At 47.9% G+C, this 22,727-nt stretch carries 24 protein-coding genes and 1 other RNA gene; 17 read left to right on the top strand and 8 right to left on the bottom strand.

The window, feature by feature from the left end; all coding sequences use genetic code 11:
• Positions 1-41: 41 nt before the first annotated feature.
• The 3 genes from HH196_RS06155 to HH196_RS06145 are packed head-to-tail and all read left to right on the top strand — an operon-like array spanning position 42 to position 3,182.
• The gene (locus HH196_RS06155; protein WP_169451277.1) at positions 42-1,427 is read left to right on the top strand and encodes a deoxyribodipyrimidine photo-lyase; all 1,386 of its coding nucleotides are present in this window, start codon (positions 42-44) and stop codon (positions 1,425-1,427) included.
• A 58-nt stretch (positions 1,428-1,485) separates the two neighbouring features.
• Entirely contained in the window at positions 1,486-2,805 is a 1,320-nt protein-coding gene (locus HH196_RS06150; RefSeq protein ID WP_169451276.1) for a deoxyguanosinetriphosphate triphosphohydrolase, read from the top strand.
• A 2-nt stretch (positions 2,806-2,807) separates the two neighbouring features.
• Entirely contained in the window at positions 2,808-3,182 is a 375-nt protein-coding gene (locus HH196_RS06145; RefSeq protein ID WP_169451275.1) for a translation initiation factor Sui1, read from the top strand.
• Here the strand turns inward: HH196_RS06145 and HH196_RS06140 are convergent.
• The 3 genes from HH196_RS06140 to HH196_RS06130 all read right to left on the bottom strand — a co-directional run bounded on the left by HH196_RS06140 (position 3,179) and on the right by HH196_RS06130 (position 5,258).
• Positions 3,179-4,138: a methylenetetrahydrofolate reductase gene (locus tag HH196_RS06140; RefSeq protein WP_169451274.1), complete on the bottom strand. Its 960-nt coding sequence runs from the start codon at positions 4,136-4,138 to the stop codon at positions 3,179-3,181. The genes HH196_RS06145 and HH196_RS06140 overlap by 4 nt on opposite strands.
• A 110-nt stretch (positions 4,139-4,248) precedes the next feature.
• Positions 4,249-4,899: an O-methyltransferase gene (locus HH196_RS06135; protein WP_169451273.1), complete on the bottom strand. Its 651-nt coding sequence runs from the start codon at positions 4,897-4,899 to the stop codon at positions 4,249-4,251.
• A gap of 47 nt (positions 4,900-4,946) precedes the next feature.
• Positions 4,947-5,258, bottom strand: coding sequence for a hypothetical protein (locus HH196_RS06130; RefSeq protein WP_169451272.1), 312 nt, complete (start codon positions 5,256-5,258; stop codon positions 4,947-4,949).
• Between the two features lie 60 nt (positions 5,259-5,318).
• Here HH196_RS06130 and HH196_RS06125 point away from each other — a divergent pair, with 60 nt between their 5' ends.
• From HH196_RS06125 to ftsZ, 3 genes are all read left to right on the top strand, one after another.
• A complete protein-coding gene (locus HH196_RS06125; protein ID WP_169451271.1) occupies positions 5,319-5,675 on the top strand; it encodes a hypothetical protein in 357 nt (118 codons plus the stop codon).
• 567 nt (positions 5,676-6,242) lie between these two features.
• Positions 6,243-7,523, top strand: coding sequence for a cell division protein FtsA (gene ftsA / locus HH196_RS06120; RefSeq protein WP_169451270.1), 1,281 nt, complete (start codon positions 6,243-6,245; stop codon positions 7,521-7,523).
• Between the two features lie 66 nt (positions 7,524-7,589).
• On the top strand, positions 7,590-8,801 hold the full coding sequence (gene ftsZ, locus HH196_RS06115; protein ID WP_169451269.1) for a cell division protein FtsZ: 1,212 nt from the start codon (positions 7,590-7,592) through the stop codon (positions 8,799-8,801).
• A gap of 42 nt (positions 8,802-8,843) precedes the next feature.
• Here the strand turns inward: ftsZ and HH196_RS06110 are convergent, their stop codons facing one another.
• Positions 8,844-9,599: a TlyA family RNA methyltransferase gene (locus tag HH196_RS06110; protein WP_169451268.1), complete on the bottom strand. Its 756-nt coding sequence runs from the start codon at positions 9,597-9,599 to the stop codon at positions 8,844-8,846.
• Positions 9,600-9,701: 102 nt separating this feature from the next.
• Here HH196_RS06110 and HH196_RS06105 point away from each other — a divergent pair, with 102 nt between their 5' ends.
• Together HH196_RS06105 and alr are read left to right on the top strand one after the other, a co-directional pair.
• Positions 9,702-10,091, top strand: coding sequence for a RidA family protein (locus HH196_RS06105; protein WP_169451267.1), 390 nt, complete (start codon positions 9,702-9,704; stop codon positions 10,089-10,091).
• A gap of 2 nt (positions 10,092-10,093) precedes the next feature.
• Positions 10,094-11,161, top strand: a complete 1,068-nt coding sequence (gene alr / locus HH196_RS06100; protein WP_169451266.1) for an alanine racemase — start codon at positions 10,094-10,096, stop codon at positions 11,159-11,161.
• Positions 11,162-11,167: 6 nt separating this feature from the next.
• Here the strand turns inward: alr and HH196_RS06095 are convergent, their stop codons facing one another.
• Positions 11,168-11,707, bottom strand: coding sequence for a DUF2058 domain-containing protein (locus HH196_RS06095; RefSeq protein ID WP_169451265.1), 540 nt, complete (start codon positions 11,705-11,707; stop codon positions 11,168-11,170).
• A gap of 58 nt (positions 11,708-11,765) precedes the next feature.
• Here HH196_RS06095 and HH196_RS06090 point away from each other — a divergent pair, with 58 nt between their 5' ends.
• From HH196_RS06090 to HH196_RS06055, 8 genes are all read left to right on the top strand, one after another.
• Positions 11,766-12,383, top strand: a complete 618-nt coding sequence (locus tag HH196_RS06090) for a LysE family translocator (protein ID WP_169451264.1) — start codon at positions 11,766-11,768, stop codon at positions 12,381-12,383.
• A 54-nt stretch (positions 12,384-12,437) separates the two neighbouring features.
• An RNA gene (ffs, locus tag HH196_RS06085) (signal recognition particle sRNA small type) lies at positions 12,438-12,534 on the top strand.
• 99 nt (positions 12,535-12,633) lie between these two features.
• The gene (gene dnaX / locus HH196_RS06080; protein ID WP_169451263.1) at positions 12,634-14,781 is read left to right on the top strand and encodes a DNA polymerase III subunit gamma/tau; all 2,148 of its coding nucleotides are present in this window, start codon (positions 12,634-12,636) and stop codon (positions 14,779-14,781) included.
• A gap of 28 nt (positions 14,782-14,809) precedes the next feature.
• Positions 14,810-15,136, top strand: a complete 327-nt coding sequence (locus HH196_RS06075) for a YbaB/EbfC family nucleoid-associated protein (protein WP_169451262.1) — start codon at positions 14,810-14,812, stop codon at positions 15,134-15,136.
• 2 nt (positions 15,137-15,138) lie between these two features.
• Positions 15,139-15,741 (top strand): recombination mediator RecR, encoded by a 603-nt coding sequence (gene recR, locus HH196_RS06070; RefSeq protein ID WP_169451261.1) that lies wholly within the window; start codon positions 15,139-15,141, stop codon positions 15,739-15,741.
• Position 15,742: 1 nt separating this feature from the next.
• On the top strand, positions 15,743-16,930 hold the full coding sequence (rnd, locus tag HH196_RS06065) for a ribonuclease D (protein ID WP_169451260.1): 1,188 nt from the start codon (positions 15,743-15,745) through the stop codon (positions 16,928-16,930).
• Positions 16,924-17,211, top strand: a complete 288-nt coding sequence (locus tag HH196_RS06060; RefSeq protein ID WP_169451259.1) for a YcgL domain-containing protein — start codon at positions 16,924-16,926, stop codon at positions 17,209-17,211. Before rnd ends, HH196_RS06060 begins: the two co-directional genes overlap by 7 nt.
• Entirely contained in the window at positions 17,211-17,651 is a 441-nt protein-coding gene (locus HH196_RS06055; RefSeq protein WP_169451258.1) for a YcgN family cysteine cluster protein, read from the top strand. Before HH196_RS06060 ends, HH196_RS06055 begins: the two co-directional genes overlap by 1 nt.
• 87 nt (positions 17,652-17,738) lie before the next feature.
• Here the strand turns inward: HH196_RS06055 and HH196_RS06050 are convergent, their stop codons facing one another.
• The 3 genes from HH196_RS06050 to ubiG are packed head-to-tail and all read right to left on the bottom strand — an operon-like array spanning position 17,739 to position 19,886.
• Positions 17,739-18,503: a YciK family oxidoreductase gene (locus HH196_RS06050; RefSeq protein WP_169451257.1), complete on the bottom strand. Its 765-nt coding sequence runs from the start codon at positions 18,501-18,503 to the stop codon at positions 17,739-17,741.
• On the bottom strand, positions 18,496-19,173 hold the full coding sequence (locus HH196_RS06045; protein ID WP_169451256.1) for an HAD family hydrolase: 678 nt from the start codon (positions 19,171-19,173) through the stop codon (positions 18,496-18,498). The genes HH196_RS06050 and HH196_RS06045 overlap by 8 nt, the downstream gene beginning before the upstream one ends.
• Positions 19,170-19,886 (bottom strand): bifunctional 2-polyprenyl-6-hydroxyphenol methylase/3-demethylubiquinol 3-O-methyltransferase UbiG, encoded by a 717-nt coding sequence (gene ubiG, locus HH196_RS06040; protein WP_169451255.1) that lies wholly within the window; start codon positions 19,884-19,886, stop codon positions 19,170-19,172. The genes HH196_RS06045 and ubiG overlap by 4 nt, the downstream gene beginning before the upstream one ends.
• A 167-nt stretch (positions 19,887-20,053) precedes the next feature.
• On the opposite strand from ubiG, the gene gyrA reads away from it, so the two are divergent.
• A complete protein-coding gene (gene gyrA, locus HH196_RS06035; protein WP_169451254.1) occupies positions 20,054-22,717 on the top strand; it encodes a DNA gyrase subunit A in 2,664 nt (887 codons plus the stop codon).
• Positions 22,718-22,727: the final 10 nt, after the last annotated feature.

Raw genomic sequence — 22,727 nt, 5'->3', positions numbered from 1 at the left:
TTTTTCTGGCCGGTTTAACCGGCCTTTTTTTTGAGTGTTAGATGAATCTTATCTGGTTTCGAAATGACCTGCGTGTACAGGCCAATCCTGCGTTAGCAGCTGCTCATGAAAATGGGTTGGCTACAACTGCGTTTGTAACTCTCACGCCAAAAACCTGGAGCGAGCATTGTGAGTCTCCCGCTCGAATGGGGCTTTGGCATGATCGCCTGCTTGAGGTGAAAAGAGAGCTTGAAGATCTCAATGTTCCTTTGAAAATTCTAATGGTCGAAAGCTTCGATGATTGTCCGGCGGCCATTGGTGAACTTGCAGAGCAGCTAGGTGCAACAAATCTCCTCTTTAATTACGAATACCCACTCAATGAGGTGAATCGCGATCAAGCGGTATGTGATGCCTTAATGAGTTCTGTACACTGTGTCGGTTTTCACGGGGAGGTGATCATTCCTCCAGGTGAGGTGAAAACTCAAACAGGTACCGACTTTAAAGTCTACACGCCATTCTCACGTGCCTGGCGCCAGCGCTTAGTAAAGTTTGATTACCCGATACGTCCGATTAAGAGCCCGTTTCCAGCTAACTCCATCACTAGTGATGAAGTGCCCTCAGACTTAGGTTGGCAGTCCCTTAGCTACAATAGAGAACTCTGGCCAGTAACTTCAGATGCGATTCGAGAGCAGGTTTATCAGTTTATCCGAGAGCGTGAGGCTGACTACAAAGAGAAACGTGATTTTCCTGCCGTTAATGGCACCTCAAAACTCTCCCCCTATTTGACCATAGGTGCAGTGTCGCCATTGCAGCTTCTGCATGTTCAGCGAAGTGAGTACAGCCATGATGGCTGGTTGAATAGTAGTTGGCTTAATGAGCTAATCTGGCGAGAGTTCTATCGTCACCTAATGGTGGCCTTCCCTGGTCTTTCAAGGTTAGAGCCGTTTCGTCCTGAAACTGAAGCGCGCATCCAGTGGTTGGATAGAGAGTCAGCTTGGCAAGCTTGGTGTCAGGGTGAGACCGGATTCCCTATTGTTGATGCTGCGATGAAACAGTTACTCGCTACAGGATGGATGCATAACCGCTTGCGTATGGTGGTCGCGAGCTTTTTAACCAAACTAGTGGGTATTGATTGGCGTCGTGGTGAAGAGTTCTTTATGTCCAAGTTGATCGATGCTGATTTCGCCTCTAACAACGGTGGCTGGCAGTGGTCTGCGTCGGTTGGTGCTGATGCTGCTCCCTACTTTCGAATTTTCAATCCGATAGCGCAAAGTGAAAAATTTGATGCGCATGGAGATTTTCTTGTGAAGTGGTTACCTGAGCTAGAGATGGTCCCTGTTAAAGAGCGACATAAACCTGGTGCTGGGCAGTTCTATGGTCGTCCTGCACCGATCATCGATTACACAAAGGAGCGAAAGCGCGCTTTAGATGCATATAAAGAGGGTTAGGGGTGGTAATCCCTAGCTGATCTGGCAAACTTCTCTCCAACAAATTTGGAGATGTCTAATGGATTGGGAGCAACTACTCACTCGAAAGCGTTATGGTCACGATATGCTTGCCACGCAAGAGCAGGGGCGCAGCCATTTTCATAAAGATCATGATCGCATCATTTTTAGTAGTGCTTTTCGTCGCTTGGGTCGCAAGACTCAGGTCCATCCAATGTCTCTTAATGATCATATCCACACGCGCCTTACCCACTCCATTGAGGTTGGTAGCATTGGTCGCAGTCTAGGTATTCGTGCTGGAGAGTTGATCGCTGATCAACTACCGGAAGGTATCTCCGCAGATGATATCGGCACGATCATTCAATCGGCCTGTCTGGCACACGATATTGGTAATCCCCCCTTTGGTCACGCAGGTGAATATGCAGTCCGAGACTGGTTTCGCCAGCGTAAAACCGATCCTCGTTTTGCTTCATTGAGTGAAGAGGAACATCGCGATCTGCAGACCTTTGAGGGGAATGCGCACGGCTTTCGCGTCGTTACAAAAATCGAGAACCATCTCTTTGATGGTGGCCTTCGACTTACCTATCCAACCCTAGGTACCCTTCTTAAATATCCCTGGACAGCCCGTCATGGTGGCAAGAAAGGAAAGTTTAGTTGTTACCAGACGGAATTAGATCTGCTTCGTTCGCTCGCTTCAGATTTGGGATTAACTCAAGTTGATGAGGATCGCTGGGTACGTCATCCGCTCAATTTTCTGATGGAGGCTGCAGACGATATCTGTTACGCGATCCTGGATCTGGAGGATGCTATCGAGCTTGGTCTGCTCAGCTTCGAGGAGGTTAAACCTATCCTGCTTCAGCTTTGTGGTGACTTGAATTTCGATGATGCGGTCTTTGCTACAGCTGCTTCTGCACGTCGCAAGATATCAGCTTTGCGTGGTAGAGCGATGGAGAACATGATCGACTCGGCAGTAGGTGTCTTTTCTAAAAAACTTCCTGATTTAATGGCGGGAAGTTATACCGGAGAGCTTCTAAGTGATGGCGACCCAATGGTGCGAGATGGCTTAGCCGCTGCCAAGCGTATAGCTCAAGAGCGTGTATTTCCTGACCATCGCAAAGCGGAGCTTGAGGTGGGTGCTTATACAATCCTGGGTGTATTGGTGGAGACCTTTATTGAAGCGGTCTGGGAACAGCACACTAAACAGGATGATGATTTGAGCTACCGCAGTGAGAAGATTCTTGGACTTATGGGTATTCATGCTCCAGGCCCAGATGAGTCGCTCTATGAGGGGTACATGCGAGCGCTCGATTTTATCAGCGGTATGACAGACTCCTATGCAAGTTATTTAGCTCGCCAAATTGGTGGTGGAATTCAGGTTTAGGTATGGCATCACTTCAAGATCAGCTATCAAGACTCGTCTATTCGACAGATAAAGGGACTCTCTGTCCTGGTTGTGGTGAGGCGTTACAAGAGTGTCGATGTAAAGAGATAGAGGATGAGTCCCGACTCAGCCATCTGGACGGTGTCGTGCGAATTCGTCGTGAGACCTCTGGTCGCAAAGGGAAGGGTGTCACAACCTTAACAGGGATTCCGTTGAAAGAGTCTGAACTCAAATCGCTACTGAAGAAGCTCAAGCAAGCTTGCGGTACGGGCGGTGCCCTCAAAGAGGGTGTTATTGAGATCCAGGGTGATCATCGTGACAAACTAAAAACCCTCCTAGAGAAAGAGGGTTTTACAGTTAAGCTGGCTGGCGGTTAAAGACCAATAGCGCGTTCTGAGAGTGCTAGTTCCATTCGAGCCCGCAGGAGTGAGTAGAGCTGAACTGCTGCATCAATCTCCTCCTTACGGTTTGTCAGACTCTCGATGTTGAGTCCCAGTGGTAGGTCAAGTTGCACGCATGAATCGAGAATCATCTGCAGGTTTGAGTAGCAGATCTTGATCGACTCTTTAAGAGGATTGTCCGCATCTAGAATACGGTAGCCTGTAGCTTCAGGTACTGAAATTCCTAGCCATTTCATGAAATCTAAGGTTTTAGCACTTCCACAAGGTGTGAAGGTTAAAACAATACGCACAGGCTCGATATTGAGTTGCTTACAGCGACGAGCATAAGAGGTAAGCATGTCGATGGTTGCTTGTGCGTTGTAGACTGCTTGCGAGATAAAGAAGTTACAACCATCCTGCTGCTTAGCAATCATGCGCTCATGCTCGTCACCTTTTTTAAGGTGGCGTTCTGCAATACATACACCGCCGACAGCATAATCCTTCTCTGACTTGGCAAGCACTTCATACGCTTCGTTGAGGCTTAATTTATAGTCGCCATCAGATGATGGGCTACCAACAAGAACGATATTGTTCTGATGGTAGGTATCAGTTGTCTCGGCTAGCCAGGCTGCAAACTCTGCGCTATCTGATTGAGCAACACTGTTGTAGGTGATGGTGCTACTGCCGCTTTTGCTATGAAGCATTTTTGCATACTCACGAGGATCGCGAGTTTGAGCAAATGGGAAAGGGCGTGGAGTGTCGATTCGCGTGCTCTCATCCTGGATGTCATAAACGATAATGCCGTCATGTGCCAGGCTATCGAGGCGTTGCAGCAATTTATCGGCGATATCAGACATGACGGCATCTTCAGTTCCCACTTTTGGTGGAGTGGTGCCGATCACATATACACCCTGTGATTTACCGATCAATTTGTCGTGAAGAGAGCAGGTCATCGTTGTTCCATATTCTTAAGTTAGGAATCTATTATAAACATGAGTGAATTTCATTAGAATGAAATTCGTCGTGAAAATAATTGATATAAAGTTGCAGCAGGTTCAACTCACTACAGCACTCGAACGACATTTACCCCGTCGCGAACTGTTAGAAAAACGTTCTCAACTTCTGGGTCTTCAGCGATCAGGAGGTTAGTTTCTACCAAGGCATCATCAATCTCAGATTCGGGTTGCAGTACTTTGCCTGACCAGAGCACATTGTCTAGAACAATTAATCCACCAGGACGGGTGAGCTCTTTCACTTTGGTGTAGTAGTTGTAGTAGTTGCGCTTATCAGCATCAATAAACGTGAAGTCGAGCGGGCCATCGATATATTTGTCAAGCTCTTCTAGCGTATCCAGTGCACGGCCAAAGACAACTTCAATCTTGCTGCCATGTTTACTGCGCTCATAAAAAGTTTTGGCAAATTCGATGGCGCGAGGGTTGGTTTCGCAACAGACCAGCTTACCATCTTCCGGCATACCTTCTGCAATTGAGAGGGCAGAGTATCCTGTGAACATACCTATCTCTAAACAGCGTTTAGGTTGGTGAATCGCTGCAAGCATTTTGAGCGTTCTGCCGACTAATCGCCCTGAGAGCTTCTGGGGCCAACCCATGTTTAGGTTGGTTTGGTCAATTAGTTCCTGAAGTAGTTCTGGTTCAGCGGTGGTGTTCAGAAAGGCGTAGTCTTCAACCTGTTCGTCTACAAGAAAGTCTGGCATGTATAGTTCCGTATCTATCAAGAGTTCCGTAAGTATTAAGAGGTCCGTTATTTATCTAGCGTCGAAATAATTGCACTGCCCCACATGAGCAGCTGTTCGTCGTTCTCTGTCCAGCTGTATTGGCAGAGTTTAAGATCCTTGGTCACGCAAGAGTACTCTTTGATCTGAATACCTGTAGGGAGAGTTCTACACCCTTTCTCAGGCTCTTTACCAACGCCGTAGAGACGACTGCTTAAAAGCTGGCGATAGAGCTCTTCACTTTCACAAACCCAATGCGCCCCTTCATCACTAAGCGCTAGAGCTGAGTTGGAAAGAGCGGTTATAGCGATCGCAATTGCAGAAAATTTTCGTAATTTCATCGTCTTTTCTGGAGCTCAAGGAGAGCTACTCGTACAATTATTGAAAAGGAGATTATAACTATGAACCAAGCGCTATACATCTTTCTGTTTTCAGGATTAGTTTCAATGTCTGCGGCTTTGAGTGTCGGGGCCATTAATAAGATGGCAGAAGAGGATCGCCCAGACTGGCTTCAGAAGCGAAATAACCTTGTGATGATGATCATGGGGGGCAATATCGCTGCACTTACTCTGGTTGGGGCTATGGCATTTGGTTTCTTAACCTTGCACTGGTCAATACCCTTGAGCTCTATCTTCATCTCATTTCCTGTTGTGCATCAGTTGTTGTTGGCGCGCATCTTAGGTCCTGTGAAATCACTGCTTCTTACATTGCCGCTTACAATTTTCGCCGCAGTATCACTCTACTACTACTGGCCATAATTGCCCGTCATTAGTTCATTATTCGGTGACTGGGTCTTTCCAGTCATCCGCACTCTAATATTATTCTTATATCTGGAAGTTGCTCTGTAGAGCCGATAACAGGCTAAAGCCTGTTACGGTAACTTCGGTTTGAGTTCATTGTTCGGTGGCTGGGTCTATCCAGTCAGTCGCTCTCCAAATTTACACAGCTGTTGATGTGTGAATATAATCAAAATTAAATATTGATCATATTGCGTTTATTCAAAATTGAATTTTGATTGCTTCCTGTTTATTCAAGATTTAATTTTGATTAATCGCTGATTTTTTGTTCAGAAAAATTGAAAATTTTAAATTAAAAATACTCTTAATTGACATGATGTTGTGTTGATTAAAATATTGATATTTAATGAATAATCTATATTTATTCGTGTTTAAAATACATCCCTATTTTTTATAAAGTTTTATTGATTTAATTTGTCCAAATGGTTAATAATTGATCTAGTAATTAAAATAAATCAGATAGTGTTTTAGTTGGTCTGGTTAAAAAATAGCCTAAGTTAAGAGCGAGACACCTACGTGGATTCAAAAATGATCGTCGCACTGGATATCGGCACATCAAAAGTCGTCTGTATGGTGGCTGAAGTGGGTGTTGATGGTGGCGTTGAAGTCATCGGTGTAGGTTCGCATCCTTCTCGCGGTCTGAAACGCGGCGTGGTCGTAAACATTGAGTCTACCGTACAGTCTATTCAGCGAGCTGTTGAGGCAGCTGAGTTGATGGCTGGTTGTAAGATTCACTCTGTTAGTGTGGGTGTCTCTGGTAGTCATATCGCAAGTCAAAACTCACACGGTATTGTTGCATTGCAGAGTCGTGAGGTTACAGATAGCGACCTAGAACGTGTCATTGAAGCGGCGCAGGCAGTTGCGATTCCGGCAGATCAGCGCGTGCTGCACATTCTTCCGCAGGAGTACCTAATTGATAACCAAGAGGGCATCAAAGAGCCGCTTGGTATGTCTGGTGTACGTCTCGAAGCTAAAGTTCACCTTATTACAGGTGCTACCAACGCGATACAAAACATTGAAAAGTGTGTTCGTCGATGTGGTCTTGAAATTGATGCTGTTGTGTTAGAGCAGATTGCATCGGGTTACTCAGTATTGACTGATGATGAGAAAGATCTTGGTGTCTGCATGGTTGATATCGGTGGTGGTACATCAGATATCGCTATCTTTACTCAGGGCTCTATCCGTCATACCGCAGTTATCCCAGTCGCAGGCGATCAAGTGAGTAATGATATCGCTATGGCGCTTCGGACTCCCTTGCAGCACGCTGATCAAATCAAGATGAAATACGCGTGTGCGCTGGCTCAGTTAGCTAAGCCAGAAGAGATGATTAAGGTCCCAAGTGTTGGTGACCGTCCAGCCCGTGATCTATCGCGCCAAGCCTTGGCTGAAGTGGTTGAGCCGCGCTACGAAGAGTTATTTACATTGGTGCAGGCTGAGCTTCGTCGTAGTGGTTATGAAGATCTTGTAGCGGCGGGAATTGTCTTGACTGGCGGTACATCAAAGATGGAAGGTGCTGTTGAGTTGGCTGAAGAGATTTTCCACATGCCGGTTCGTTTGGCTCGCCCTGATGGAGTTGGCGGAGTGGATGATCTCTTATCAAACCCAATCTATGCGACAGCTATTGGTCTGCTTCTGTACGCTGCTGACAATGAACTTACCCAGCAGTTTGAGCCAAGCCAAGTAGATGATTTTGATCTAGATGAGGACGAGTTGACCGAGCATCGTCCTGAGAAACGAATTAAAGCTAAGAAGAGTGATCAAGAGAGTTGGTTTACTCGATCTAAGAATTGGCTAAAGGGTAACTTTTAACCCTGAGGCAAAGTGGTAGTAACCGGCGTAGATCGGCCCTACTGAATTAAAATCCTGGAGGAAGATATGTTTGAGTTAGTAGAAAATACAAACGAAAACGCAGTAATTAAAGTAGTTGGTGTCGGTGGTGGTGGCGGTAACGCTGTTAGCCACATGGTGACCTCTGATGTTGAGGGTGTAGAGTTTATCTGTGCAAATACAGATGCTCAGGCGCTTGGTCGTATGACGGCCAGTAGCGTGCTTCACATTGGCGGCGACATGACTAAAGGTCTTGGTGCTGGAGCTAACCCAGATGTAGGGCGCTCAGCTGCACAGTCAGATCGTGATCAAATCGCTAACTCGTTACGCGGTGCTGATATGGTCTTTATCACCGCTGGTATGGGTGGTGGTACTGGAACGGGTGCTGCACCTATCGTTGCAGAAGTTGCTAAAGAGCTAGGTATTCTTACCGTAGCTGTCGTGACTAAGCCTTTCCCGTTCGAAGGTAAAAAACGTATGAAGATTGCGGAAGAGGGTATCCGTGAGCTTCAAGAACAGGTTGATTCTCTAATCATCATTCCAAACGAAAAACTGCTTCCAGTACTTGGCAAAAATACCAGTCTGATCAAGGCGTTCGGTGAGGCGAATGATGTTCTTAAAGGGGCTGTGCAAGGTATTGCAGATCTCATTATCCGCCCAGGCATGATCAACGTCGACTTTGCAGACGTTCGTACTGTGATGTCTGAGATGGGTATGGCGATGATGGGTACAGGCTTCGCGCGCGGTGATGAGCGTGCTCGTGAAGCGACTGAAGCTGCAATTAAGTCGCCACTTCTTGAAGATGTTGATCTTAAAGGTGCGAGCGGTATCCTGGTAAACATTACAGCGGGTATGGATCTGAGCCTAGGCGAGTTTGCTGAAGTGGGTGAGATCGTCGAAGAGTACGCCTCTGAAAATGCGACCATCGTTGTTGGTACTGTAATCGACCCTGATATGACTGAAGAGCTTAAAGTGACTGTAGTTGCTACGGGTCTTGCTAAAGCGCAGCAGATGGAGAGCGGCGCGCGCGTTGTGAACTCTGATGTGACAACTGGCTCGCCACAGGTCGAAGTGCGTACTGCTCCTGCTCCAGCACCTTCAGACTTCTCGCAGCTAGAGCTTCCAACGGTTATCCGTAACCGTCAGGCGCAACAAGCGCAAATGGCTCAAGATGAAGAGGTTGTCGTTCATAAGAAAACCGGAACAGACGATATGGAGTTCCTAGATATTCCAGCATTTCTTCGTCGCCAGGCTGATTAAGCCTAGCAAACCTTTTTAAACCGTCCAGGTTTCCCGCTCCCCCTAGTGGGGTAGCGGGTCTTTTATTGCAATGAGTAGAAACTCAATATTGCCATCCCCGCCCTTTATCGGGCTCTCGATATAGTGCTCAACACGCATACCAAGCTCACTAACGAGAGTTTTGAATTCTCTCTCTAGCGTCCCATATAAGTTAGTCGATCTAACAATGCCGCCTTTTCCTATATGTTCAGGGCCCAGCTCAAACTGAGGTTTTACCAATGTGATGAGTCTAGCGCCTTTATCAAGCAGAGCGCATAGGCCGGGTAGTATCAGTTTCTGTGAGATGAATGAGACATCCATTACCGCAATATCAAACCGCTTAGTCGGTGAGTGTTCTATCAGGTTGGGTTCAAGGTTTCGTGCGTTATAGCCTTCTATACATAGCACGCGTGGATCATCTTTAAGTGAAGTTGCTAGTTGATCGTGACCTACCTCAATACCCAACACGAACTGAGCTCCGTGCTGCAATAGGTAGTCTGTAAAACCACCGGTGGACTGCCCGACATCAATTGCGCATAGGTCGGTAAAATCGAGCTGTGCAATCTCCGTGGCGCCTTTTAGTTTCAATGCGCCGCGAGACACGTACTGATCGCTCTCATCAAACGCTATCGTAATGCTGCTCTCTTCGCTGACTTTGGTGCTTGCTTTAGTGATGTTGCAATCATCTACTAAGACGCGACCCTCTTTAAGGACGCGTTGAGCCTGTGCACGGCTAGCGCAGTGCCCTTTATCAACGAGGAGTTGGTCGATACGTTTCATGTCGTTTGATTCCTATTAGCCGTCGCAATGATAACTTGTCAGAGCCGAGATTACTGCGATAATGGCAAACATCTTTTATGTCACATTGTTAAGGAATAAGGCATGTCTAACCGCAGTACTATCTCTACACCTAATGCTCCAGCAGCCATCGGTACCTACTCGCAAGCTGTGAAAGTGGGTAATACCGTCTACCTTTCAGGTCAAATTCCTTTGATCCCCGAAACAATGGAGTTGGTGACGGAGAGCTTTGAAGCGCAGGCTGTACGTGTTTTTGAAAACCTTAAAGCTGTAGCCGACGCAGCGGGTGGTAATCTTAACGATGTAGTGAAGCTAACGATTCTTCTTTCAGATATGAGCCATTTCGCTAAGGTTAATGAGGTGATGGCGCGTTACTTTGATGAGCCCTATCCGGCACGTGCAGCCTTTGCTGTAAAAGAGCTGCCTAAGTCAGTTGATATCGAAATTGATGGTGTCATGGTGATTGCTGACTAACTATGTCTAGACCTCTAATTGCACAGATAGATCTTAAGGCTATTCGCCATAATCTCGCCCTTGCTAGGCATGCGAATCCTGCTGCCAAGACGATGGCGGTTGTTAAGGCGAATGCTTATGGACATGGTGCAGTGGAGGTGGCTAACAGCCTAGTGGGTCTTGCAGATGCGCTAGGTGTTGCCTCTATTGAAGAGGCGCTTCAGCTTCGTTTAGCAGGTATTGATTTGCCGATCTTGCTATTGGAAGGAGTGTTTGAACAATCTGAGTTGGCCCTAGTGGAGCAGCATCAACTATGGATGGTGATTCACTCAGAACATCAGCTTGCCTGGTTGAGCTCATTTGATTTTCAAGGCTCCTATCGCCCACTGGTGTGGCTAAAGGTAGATACAGGTATGCATCGATTAGGTGTTAATCCTGTTGATGTTGCCTCTTTTATCCAGCGGATTGAGTCGATCTCCGGTATGCCGGAGGTGGTTGTTATGACTCATTTTGCTTGTGCTGATGATCCAGAGCGAGAGGAGAATTTTGAGGCTAAACAGCGTTTTGATCTGCCGTCATCTCGTTTAACGAGTCTCTCTAACTCTGCTGCAATTTTTACAGCTCTTGCTCCTGAAAATAGCTGGCAGCGTTTGGGTATTGCTCTCTATGGTGGTACCCCAAGTGTTCGTGGTTTAGGTGATTTACAGCCTGCAATGCGACTGCGTACAGATGTCATTGCGCTTCGTGATATCGAGGCGGGTGAGTCGGTTGGATATGGCGCTTCATTTACTGCTGAACGTACACATCGAATAGCGACTTTGGCTGTAGGCTACGCTGATGGTTATCCTCGTCATGCAGCCCCCGGTACTCCTGTGCTTATTAATGGACAGGAGGCTCCAATTGTTGGTCGAGTTTCAATGGATATGATTACAGCCGATGTGACTCACATTTCAGATGTTCAAATTGGCTCTGAAGCGGTGATGTTTGGACCTGAGTTAATCGCTGATCGAGTAGCGCAATGCTGTGGCACCATTGATTACACCCTGTTTGCAGGTTTAACCGCGCGAGTGCCACGGCAATATCTTGATTGATTCCAATCACCACATTAAGTCATCAGGTATGACGTAGTCAGCATATGGGTCATCTTCATCACTAGTCTGTTGATCACTGGAGAGTGGAATAACTCTCTCTGGGCGGCGCTCTTCAATACGAGCCGCTACGATGGCAGGAATCAGTGAGTATTGATCGCCGTCCCTGGCGATTCTTATTTGAGATCGAACGAGTTGTGTTACATGCGCCGAATCGACCCAAATCTGTTTGATGGCAGTCCCGTCGACAAACTGGTACTTCGTTTCTGCCTTATCACTAATTCTGATTTTGTGATGCTCAATGAGTTGTTTTACTTGGGCATCAATAGCGCGCTCGTGTGCCGCGGTGTCACGTGCTTGGTTGAGTGCACGATCTTGAGCAGCTTTTTCTTCGCGCTGTTTTTTTAGTCTAGCTTCACTTTCTGCTTTTTCCAGTGAAACCTGAGAAATATTTTTTTTCTCTTTGCGCTGCTCAATTGAAGCTTTTTTAGCCTGCTGTTTATTGGCTAAACCTGCTTTCAAAAGTTGGTCTTTTAGTGAACCTGCCATGACACCTGCTCTGATAAAACTTAAACTAGCGCGATTCTATCATTTGAGTGAGGTATGTGTGAGCTTAGTTGAGTGGTTAACATTGGCGTTGGTCTGTACCTTGGGTGCGGTGTCGCCAGGTCCTAGTCTTCTGGTGGTTATTAACCAGGCGTTGAATGGGTCGCGAGTACATGGCGTACTAACGGCTATCTCTCATGGTGCTATGGTAGGTGGCTGGGCGCTACTCACAGTTATTGGGTTGAGTCAGCTTCTATCAGCCCTGCCTTGGATGGAGGTGTTGTTAACCGTTGTGGCTGTCCTCTATTTGCTGAATATGGCACGCGGTGCTTGGCAAAGTGGCACGATGAAGATCGATCCAGAGCAGCGTGCCAGAACCACCTATTGGCAGGCAATTCGAGATGGGGCAGTCATTGCTACCTTTAACCCCAAGCTCATGCTCTTCTTTATCGCGATCTTCTCGCCATTTGTCGGAAGTAATGCAGACTTTGCAACTCAGTCCCTTCTTGTCGTGACCCCTTGGGTGACAGATACCAGTTGGTACATTATCGTTTCGCTTCTGCTTAGCTCCAGAAAGAGCTTAGATCTGTTGCAGCGATATGAGCGACAGGTGAATAGAGGTATGGCGATCGCCTTGGTGTTATTGGCAGCTGTTATGGTCTACGGAGGTTTGCAATAGCGCCTTGGGGTGCTTATACTTCGTGCTCCTCTTTGAGGTTATTTGTGGTGGCTCTATTGGTCCTCCCGCAATGATAGATTGTGAACCTGGTCAGGCCCGGAAGGGAGCAGCCACAGCAGTCAAATCATGTGCCGGGATGTGGCTGGTAGGGCCATCTCCATTTCTGGCAATTTTTCCCTCTCTTAGACTCTCCCTGTCACGCGATAAATGTTAGTATCGGGTTAAAATTTTTCCGACCATTGGGGATAGGATGAGTTATCAGGTATTAGCACGTAAATGGCGCCCTCGTCGATTTGTTGAGACGGTGGGGCAGGAGCATGTGCTTAAAGCGTTGGTTAACGCTCTTGATGAAGACCGTTTGCACCATGCATATCTTTTTACTGGCACACGTGGTGTCGGTAAAACGTCGATCGCACGTCTCTTTGCAAAAGCGCTGAACTGTGAAGAGGGTGTTAGCTCTGAACCCTGTGGTAAGTGTAGTGCCTGTACCGAAATTGCTGAGGGACGTTTTGTCGATCTGATTGAGGTCGATGCAGCATCGCGCACTAAGGTAGAAGATACTCGAGAGCTGCTTGAGAATGTTCAATATGCTCCGACCCAAGGTCGTTACAAAGTCTATCTGATAGACGAGGTGCATATGCTCTCGACCTCGTCATTCAACGCCTTGTTGAAGACGTTGGAAGAGCCGCCGCCGCACATCAAATTCCTTCTGGCGACAACTGATCCGCAGAAACTACCGGTCACTATCCTAAGTCGCTGTCTGCAGTTCAACTTGAAGAATATGGCGCCTGAGAAGATCGTCTCGCATCTTCAATTTGTCTTAGGTGAAGAGAAGATCCCATTCGATGACGCTTCCCTGTGGCTGATTGCGCGCTCTGCTGAGGGCTCGATGCGTGACGCATTGAGTCTTACAGATCAGGCTATCGCCTTTGGTTCAGGTTCGCTCCGTGAAGATGATGTGCGCGCTATGTTAGGCACCATCGATCACCGTTTGGTCTTTGAGTTGCTTGATTCGTTGGTTGCTGGAGATGGTAAAGGCATTATTAATCGAATCGCAGCTATGGCCGAGTTTTCGCCTGATTTCGGTGGGGTGCTGGCTGAGATGATCTCGATTCTGCATCGTGTTGCTGTTTGTCAGGTTGTGCCAGAAGCGATTGATAACAGTCTAGGCGATCAGCAGCAGGTTCAGTCTTTAGCGCAGCGAGTCCGTGCTGAAGAGATTCAGCTCTACTACCAGATTGCGTTGACGGGCCGCAAAGATCTACCGATGAATCCTAATCCACGTGAAGCGTTGGAGATGACGCTTCTTCGTATGCTGGCCTTCCGACCTGCAGATCAGCGTCCATTGGATCCACCACCAAGTTCAGCTGACTCAGCTTCGGCTGCCGTTCAGTCAGTCGTTGCAACTTCTGCCCCAGCACCAGCTCCAGTCGAAACAGCTGCGCCTGCTGTGTCTGTACAGCCTATTGCAAATGCGCAACCTGATGCAGAGCTACAGCAAGCGAACACTGCAGTAACTAATGCTCTAAGTGAGCAGTCGGTCATGCCTGCTTCTATGGATTCGGCGCCTTACGACCCTCCACCTTGGGAAGATGTGCCGCCGAGTGCCTATGAGGAAGATTCGCTAAAAAAGTCTGAAGCTGACTCAGAGGAGGCCGAATCGGCTTCGCTGGAGTCCGATGAAGATCTTACTCCAGTAGAGGTTGATAGTGCTGCACTAGAAGCTGTTGCTTCTGAGCCTGAAGAGCCAGTGAATGACAAGACGCCTCTGTTGGAAACTGAGGTTGTTGAGTCTGAAACCGCTGTCGATCTTTTCGGTGAAGAGACCCCGCTTGCAACCTATGACCTGCCAGAAGTTGAAGAGGTTGAGCAGTCTCTTGTGTCTGCTCCCTTTGAGCGCCCTGTTGAAAAACCGGTGCAAGCCCAGCCTTATCAAGAGGTGGTAAGTGAGCGTTTAGATGCTGTGGTTGCGGAGAGTCAGTTCTCCCTTGCGAGCTTTGCATTAGATCAGTGGGTGCTGTTAGTAGGTGCTCTGGGTCTTACTGGAATGACAGAGAGTTTGGCTAAGGCAATGTCGCTGGAGTCGATTCGAGGTAATGAGCTGCGTTTTCACTACACAGCAGAGCAAGAGGCGCTTTTCAATGCGAGTCATCAACAGCGTATCAGTGATGCGCTGAATAGCTACTTTGGTGAGCCGGTTGTGGTTCAATTTGAGTTGGCTGAGCAGTCCCGTGAGACGCCGGTTAACTACCGTATTCGACGTGCTGAGGAGCGACGCATAGCGGCTGTTCGTCATTTGCAGCAAGATTCAAAAGTCAAAGAGCTAATTGAGGCCTTTGATGGTGAGTTGGATGAGCTGTCAGTCGAGCCTCGAGGTTCAATTTTATCGGCCCCATGATGGGTCAACTTTATTAGGAGATCGTTAGATGTTTAAAGGCGGTATGGGCAATATCATGAAACATGCCCAAAAGATGCAGGAAGAGATGCAAAAAGCGCAGGAGGAGGTTGCTCGCGCTGAGGTGACTGGCGAAGCTGGTGCAGGTCTTGTATCTATACTTATGAACGGTCGTCACGATGTTAAGCGTGTCTCGATTGATGACTCTTTGATGGAAGAGGATAAAGAGATCCTTGAAGACTTAATTGCTGCGGCTATTAACGATGCAGTGCGTAAGGTTGAGAGCAACACCCAAGATAAGATGGGTAAGATTACTCAGGGTATGGGTATGCCACCTGGCTTTAAGATGCCGTTCTAATTATGTCACTCACTCCCAAGCTTGAAGCGCTAATACAGGCGCTACGTCGTCTACCTGGTGTTGGCCCGAAAACGGCACAGCGCATGGCATTACATTTACTGGAGCGCGACCGTGATGCTGCGCTTCAAATAAGTGGTGCGCTTTCGGATGCGGCTACTGGGATTGGTGAGTGTGAACAGTGTCACTCCCTCTCTGAAGAGACTGTCTGCGAGATATGTGATAACGCTGCACGTGATAGAAAGACGCTCTGTGTTCTTGAATCGCCAATCGATCTTATGGCAATTGAGCAAACAGGTGGATATTCCGGTCTATACTTTGTTCTTGGAGGCCACCTCTCACCAATTGACGGTATCGGACCAGAAGACCTCAATATCGATCAGCTCCTTGATCGTGTGTTTCAGGGTGAGGTTGAGGAGCTTGTGCTTGCAACCAACCCAACGGTCGAGGGTGAAGCTACTGCTCACTATATTGCGGAGCAGCTTCGCTCGCTGGATATTAAAGTGAGTCGCATAGCGCACGGTGTACCTGTGGGTGGTGAGTTAGAATTTGTCGATGGCGGGACGCTCGCGCATGCGCTAGCTGGGCGACGTCAGATGGAGCGATAGTTTGATCGATCTACAGGGATATAACTTCGAAAAACTAAGAGAATCAGCAAAAAATCCTATTTGGATTGATTCAGATGATGCGCTGCAAGAGCACTGTGCACGTTGGCGCAAACTGCCCCTCGTGGTTATGGATACAGAGTTTGTAAGAACCACGACCTACTGGGCGCATCCTGGTCTTATTCAAGTTGCGGATCAAGAGAGGTCATATCTGATAGATCCCTCTGCCATTCGCATCTGGTACCCGTTAAAGAAGCTAATGACCTCGGAGGATGTGATTAAAGTCCTCCACTCCCCAAGTGAAGACCTAGAGCTGTTCATCAGACTTTTAAATGTTAAGCCTGTTCGTATTTACGATACCCAGATTGCAGCTGCTTTGGCGGGTTGGGGGCTTACAATGAGTCTTCAGAAGCTTATTAAGCGCGCTATTGATGTTGATCTAGATAAGGGGGAGACCCGTTCTGATTGGCTGCAACGTCCGCTGACGGATAGTCAAAAACTCTACGCTGCATATGATGTGGTCTACCTCGCTGAGGTGGTTCAGATCTTAGATCGTGAACTAGAGAAGTTGGGTCGTTTGGAGTGGATGGAAGAGGAGAGTGTGGCGCAGTTGAATGCTATCGCTGATGACGATACCGCTATTCGCGAGTACTACCGTCGCTTTACCCAGTTATCGCATTTTGACAATGTACAGATCGCTGGTCTGCGAGAGCTCTGCATCTGGCGTGAAAAAACAGCTCGTATCATGGATATGCCACGCAATCGCTTAATGTCAAATGATGTCCTGCAAGATTTGATTGTCCACTGGCCACGTAATAAAAGTCAGTTGGCTAAAATTAAAGGTATTACTAAGTATGTGATGATCCATCATGATCAGCAGATACTGCGCTGTACATTACAAGCCGCTGCACTAGCGCGAATGGAGCCGCCAAAGCCAATCGATTACCCGATTCCGCCAAGGCTGAAACCCTATACAAAAGCGGCTCGTGCTCTAGGTGCGCAAGTAGCGGAAGAGCAGAATATCCTACCGGATCTGTTGATACGTAAACGAGATATCGATGCGGTAATTCGCTCTAAAAAGTTGACCGGTTTTTACGAGTTGCCATCCACTTTGATGGGTTGGCGCAGACCTCTGGTTGGCGATAAATTGATTGAAATTTTTAATGAAATGGACGAGACGTCGAAATGCTAATTTGCTCCATCTATCGAAGCCCTAAAAAAGATGAGATGTATCTCTATGTCGATAAGCGTGATGGCTTAGAACGTGTCCCTGAAGAGTTGCGCGAGATGTTTGGAACACCGTCTCATGTGATGGATATGCCGCTAACAGCAGAGCGTAAATTGGCGCGTGCTGATAGCGAAAAGGTGATGAACGGTATTCAAGAGCGCGGTTTCTACCTGCAAATGCCGCCACCTAAAGAGGACTATATGCTGGATATCCATGTGAACCGTCCTTCGACAGGTGTCCGTTAATGTCTGAAGTTTTCTGGCGCAGTAAGTCGTTAGAGCAGATGAGTCACGACGAGTGGGAATCTCTCTGTGATGGCTGTGCTCTCTGTTGTCTTCACAAAGTTGAAGATGAGGACACTGCAGAGGTCTTCTACACCACGGTTGTATGTCATCTTTTAGATACGGATAACTGCCAATGTACCGATTACGAGAATCGTTCAACCCGCCAGCCAAGTTGTGTAAAGCTTCGTCCGCAAGATGTTGAGGCCTTTCACTGGTTGCCTGAAAGTTGTGCTTATCGTTTGGTGTTTGAGGGGCATGAGCTACCTCAATGGCATCCGCTTGTCTCGGGAAATCCTCGTAGTGTCATTGAAGCGGACGCTTCAGTGTTGAACTACTACGAAGTGAAAGATAACGAAATCACAGAGGATGAGTTGATCGATTACGTAGTAGAGCCTGATTGAGCTGCTTATAGGGTGTTACAGGTTGAGTGCGTGCTTTAAGCACAGTTTGAAGATCCCTCTTGATGAGGGATCTTCTGTTTTTGGGCTTTAGAGTTGTGAAGCTGACATGTCGCCCTGGGCATCGATCGACTGGCCATTCACTTGCTTACTATCGGGTCCCATTAGAAATAGGTAGGCCGGCTGAATCTCTTCAGGTGTTGGAAGCTTGAATGGATCCTCGGCTGGGTAGGCATATGCGCGCATTGGGGTGCGAGTACCGCCTGGGTTGATAGCGTTAACTCGCAGGTTCGGCTCGTTTTCAATCTCATCAGCAAGGGTCTGCATCAAGCCTTCAGTGGCGAACTTAGATACTGCGTAAGCACCCCAGTAAGCACGCCCTTTTCTGCCAACACCTGATGAGGTGAAGATGATGGATGCATCTTCAGAGCGTCGCAGTAGTGGTAGCAACGTTTGGGTCATGATGAAGGGTGCGGTCAGGTTGATGCGCATCACCTTCTCCCAAGTAATTGGGTCGTAGTTCTCAATTGAGGTGCGAGCACCTAAAACCCCTGCGTTGTGGACTACACCATCTAAGCGGCCAAAGGTATCAAAGAGAGTATTTGATAGTTCGATATAGTCTGGTTCAGTTGCACTATCTAAGTCCATTGGAATGATGGCTGGTTGTGCGCCGCCTGCAGCTTCAATCTCGTCATAAACAGCATCTAATTTGGCTTCAGTGCGGCCGAGCAGAATGACGGTTGCGCCGGTTTTTGCATACGCTAGCGCGGTTGCTCTACCAATCCCATCACCGGCACCGGTAACTAGAATGATGCGCTCTTTAAGTAGGTCATTTGGGGCGGTGTAGTTAAACATCTGCACTCCCTTGTTGGTCAAAATGTTGGATTAAAAAGGTTTTCAAATCGGCAGATTTTTCTAAAGTGAAATCGGCACTCCAGCTTGCTGTATCTTCGCCTTCAGCGAGGTAGCCAAAGCTGCAAGCGACCGTCTTTACACCTGCTCGGCGTCCCGCTTCGATATCACGAACATGGTCGCCGAAGTAGAGTGTTTGTGCTGTAGATGCGGAAATTTTGTCGATGGCTAGAAGGATTCCCTCAGGGTCGGGTTTAGCTAGTTTTACCTCATCAGGACAAATCGAAACAGAACAGCGCTCGGTAAGACCTAACTGCTCCAGTACCTTGTCTGTCATTGAGCGCGGCTTATTGGTCACTACGCCCCAGGGTATTTGTTGGGTTTCCAGCCACTCGAGAGCCTCTTTGAAGCCTTCAAATAGGGTGCCATCTTTCACGGGGCTTTCGCGATAGCGGTTCAAAAACTCGTTCAGCCAGCTCTCTTCATTTCGTGAGAATTGATCGCCAAAGGCTTGCGTCAACATGGCACGACCGCCATTCGATGCAACTTGTCGTATCTCCTGGTAAAGGGGTGTCGGTTGCTGATACAGCTCAGCCAGCTCGCAAATTATTCTGTAGAAATCAGGAGCTGTGTCTAACAGGGTTCCATCTAGATCAAATAGCGCAGATCTCATGCTGGTTTATGCGCTGCTATCAGGTAGTTAACGCTGACATCGTGATCATCCAGTGCATAGACCTTGGTCATTGGGTTGTAGGTCATGCCTGCCAGCTTATCAATCTCAAGACCCGCAGCGCGCATGTAGTTAGCGAGCTCTGCCGGTTGAATAAACTTTTTGAAATCATGCGTTCCTTGTGGAACCAGTTTAAGTAGTCGTTCAGCACCTAAGATGGCAAATAGATAAGCTTTAGGGTTGCGGTTGATGGTCGAGAAGAAGACTTTGCCGCCGGGTTTTACTAGATCGGCAACAGCCTGAACGACTGAAGCGGGATCTGGAACGTGTTCTAGCATCTCCATGCAGGTTACAACATCAAAGCTCTCTGGGTTCTCTGCTGCAAACTCTTCGGCGGTGATGCGGCTGTAATTTACCTTTACGCCAGACTCTAAGCCATGCAGTTTGGCTACTTTAAGTGGGGCTTCGCCCATGTCGATGCCGCTAACTTCGGCGCCACGATGTGCCATCGCTTCGGAGAGGATGCCGCCACCACAGCCAACATCGAGAACTTTTTTTCCAGCTAGATCTGCGTAGCGATCGATGAAGCCAACACGCAGTGGGTTGATGTCATGCAGTGGTTTGAATTCGCTCTCTTTATCCCACCAACGTGAGGCAAGTTCTTCAAATTTTGCGATCTCAGATGGGTCGATATTTTGGTTCGCGTTTTGGGTCATGAATCTCTACCGAAATGAAGTTTGGCGCTATTTAATTTTCAATAGTTTATCACCCCTTTGGATAACCCCCAAAAGCTGATTTGATTCAAAAATTTGTGTTATGATTGCATGATATTTTTTTGCATCGGGTGGCGGTGCAATTTACGGACGAAAAGGAACGCCAGCGAATGGGTGACCTAGCTAGAGAAGTACTTCCAGTTAACATTGAAGACGAGCTGAAGCAGTCGTACCTTGATTACGCAATGAGTGTAATCGTAGGGCGAGCGCTTCCAGATGCACGAGATGGCTTGAAGCCGGTGCACCGCCGTGTGCTCTTTGCCATGAATGAGCTCGGCAACGACTGGAATAAACCCTATAAAAAATCTGCACGTGTGGTGGGTGATGTAATCGGTAAATACCACCCGCACGGTGATAGTGCTGTTTACGACACCATCGTACGTATGGCGCAAGATTTCTCGATGCGCTACATGCTTGTTGATGGTCAAGGTAACTTCGGTTCTGTAGACGGTGACTCTGCAGCAGCAATGCGTTACACCGAGATCCGTATGAAGAAGATCTCGCATGAGCTTCTTTCTGATCTCGATAAAGAGACCGTAGATTACGTTGATAACTACGACGGTACTGAGAAAATTCCTGCGGTATTGCCTACGCGTGTACCTAACCTTTTGGTGAATGGTTCGGCGGGTATTGCGGTTGGTATGGCCACCAACATCCCACCGCACAACCTAGGTGAAGTGGTACGTGGCTGTCTGGCGATGATCGACAATCCAGATATAACGATTGATGAGCTGCTTGAGTTTATCCCGGGTCCAGATTTCCCAACAGGCGGTATTATTAATGGTCGTGCGGGTATTCTGCAGGCTTACCGTACAGGTCGCGGCCGTATCTACGTGCGTGCTAAACACCATGTCGAGGACCACCCTAAAACGGGTCGTCCAATGCTTGTTATCACCGAGATTCCTTACCAGCTTAACAAAGCGCGTCTGATTGAGAAGATCGCAGAGCTTGTAAAAGAGAAGAAGATCGAAGGTATCAGCGAGCTGCGTGATGAGTCCGATAAAGATGGTATGCGTATCGTCATCGAACTTCGCCGTGGTGAAGTGCCGGATGTCATAATTAATAACCTATTTACTCAGACGCAATTGCAGAGCGTGTTTGGTATCAACATGGTTGCTCTTGTTGATGGACAGCCGCGTCTACTTGATCTGAAATCTGCGCTCGAGTGTTTCATTCGTCACCGTCGTGAAGTTGTTACTCGTCGTACCGTTTACCTGCTTCGTAAAGCTCGTGAACGTGGTCATATCTTGGAAGGTTTGGCGATTGCGCTGGCGAATATCGACCCTGTAATCGAGTTGATCAAACGCTCTCCAACGCCTGCAGATGCTAAAGAGGCGCTAATTGCGACTGCTTGGCAGCCTGGTCAGGTGCTCGATATGTTGGAGCGTGCTGGTGAAGATGCTTGTCGTCCAGAAGGTCTTGAAGCTCAATTTGGTCTGCGCGAAGGTTCTTACTACCTATCACCTGCACAGGCTCAAGCAATTCTTGAGTTGCGTCTACACCGTCTAACCGGTCTAGAACACGAAAAACTGATTGAAGAGTACCGTGAGCTGATCGATCGCATCGCTGAGCTATTAGAGATTCTTGGTTCGCACGAGCGTCTAATGGAAGTGATTCGCGAAGAGCTTAATGAGCTAGTTGCTGAGTACGCTGATGATCGTCGCACTGAAATTATCGCTTCGATGCAGGATCTAACAATCGCTGATCTGATCACAGAAGAGGAGATGGTTGTGACCATCTCTCACGGTGGCTACGCTAAGACCCAGCCGTTGACTGCTTACCAAGCGCAGCGTCGTGGTGGTAAGGGTAAAGCTGCGACTTCGATCAAAGAGGAAGATTTTGTTGAACACCTATTGGTAACCAATAGTCACGATACCATCCTCTGTTTCACCAACTTCGGTAAAGTTTACTGGTTGCGTGTGTTCGAAATTCCGCAGGCGAGCCGTACTTCACGTGGCCGCCCAATGGTGAATATTCTGCCGTTGGCCGAAGGTGAGCGTATTAGTACTATCCTGCCGGTTAAAGAGTTTGATGATGAGCGTTGTATCTTCATGGCGACAGCTAACGGTACCGTTAAGAAGACTCGCCTGTCTGCATTCGCACGTCCTCGTAGCACAGGTCTTATTGCATTGGATATCATTGAAGGTGACCGTCTGATCGGTGCAGCGCTAACAAACGGTGACGACTACGTCATGCTTGTAAGCTCTGCTGGCAAAGCGATCCGTTTCCATGAAAATGATGTTCGTGAAATGGGCCGTACAGCTCGTGGTGTGCGTGGTATTAAGGTCGATGGCGAAGCATCTGTTATCTCGCTAATCATTCCGCAAGAGAATGGTGCGATCCTTACTGCCTCTGATAAGGGTTACGGTAAGAAGACCAAGTCTGAAGACTTCCCACTTCGTGGGCGTGGCGGTATGGGTGTCATTGCTATGCAGTGCACAGATCGTAACGGTCCACTGGCTGGTGCTGTTCAAGTATTTGATGGTGACGACGTGATGCTGATCTCGGATCAGGGCACCATGGTTCGTACCCGTACATCTGAGATCTCTTCACTTGGCCGTAACACTCAAGGTGTTCGTCTGATTCGGGTTGCAGATGATGAGAAGTTGATTGGTTTGGCGCGTATCGAGGAGCCTGAAGAGGATGAAGAGCTAGAAGGTTCTGAAGCTCAGGGTGAAGGCGATAACGGTGCACAGGCTCCAGTTGTTAATGAAGAAGCAACAGATGCGGTCGAAGGTGAAGACGACGCGGCTGATGATTCGGAAGAAGAGTAATCATTAGGCG

The sequence above is a fragment of the Marinobacterium sp. LSUCC0821 genome (assembly GCF_012848475.1).
Lineage (GTDB): Bacteria > Pseudomonadota > Gammaproteobacteria > Pseudomonadales > Balneatricaceae > Marinobacterium_E.
This window is presented reverse-complemented; position numbering and strand designations above follow the sequence as displayed.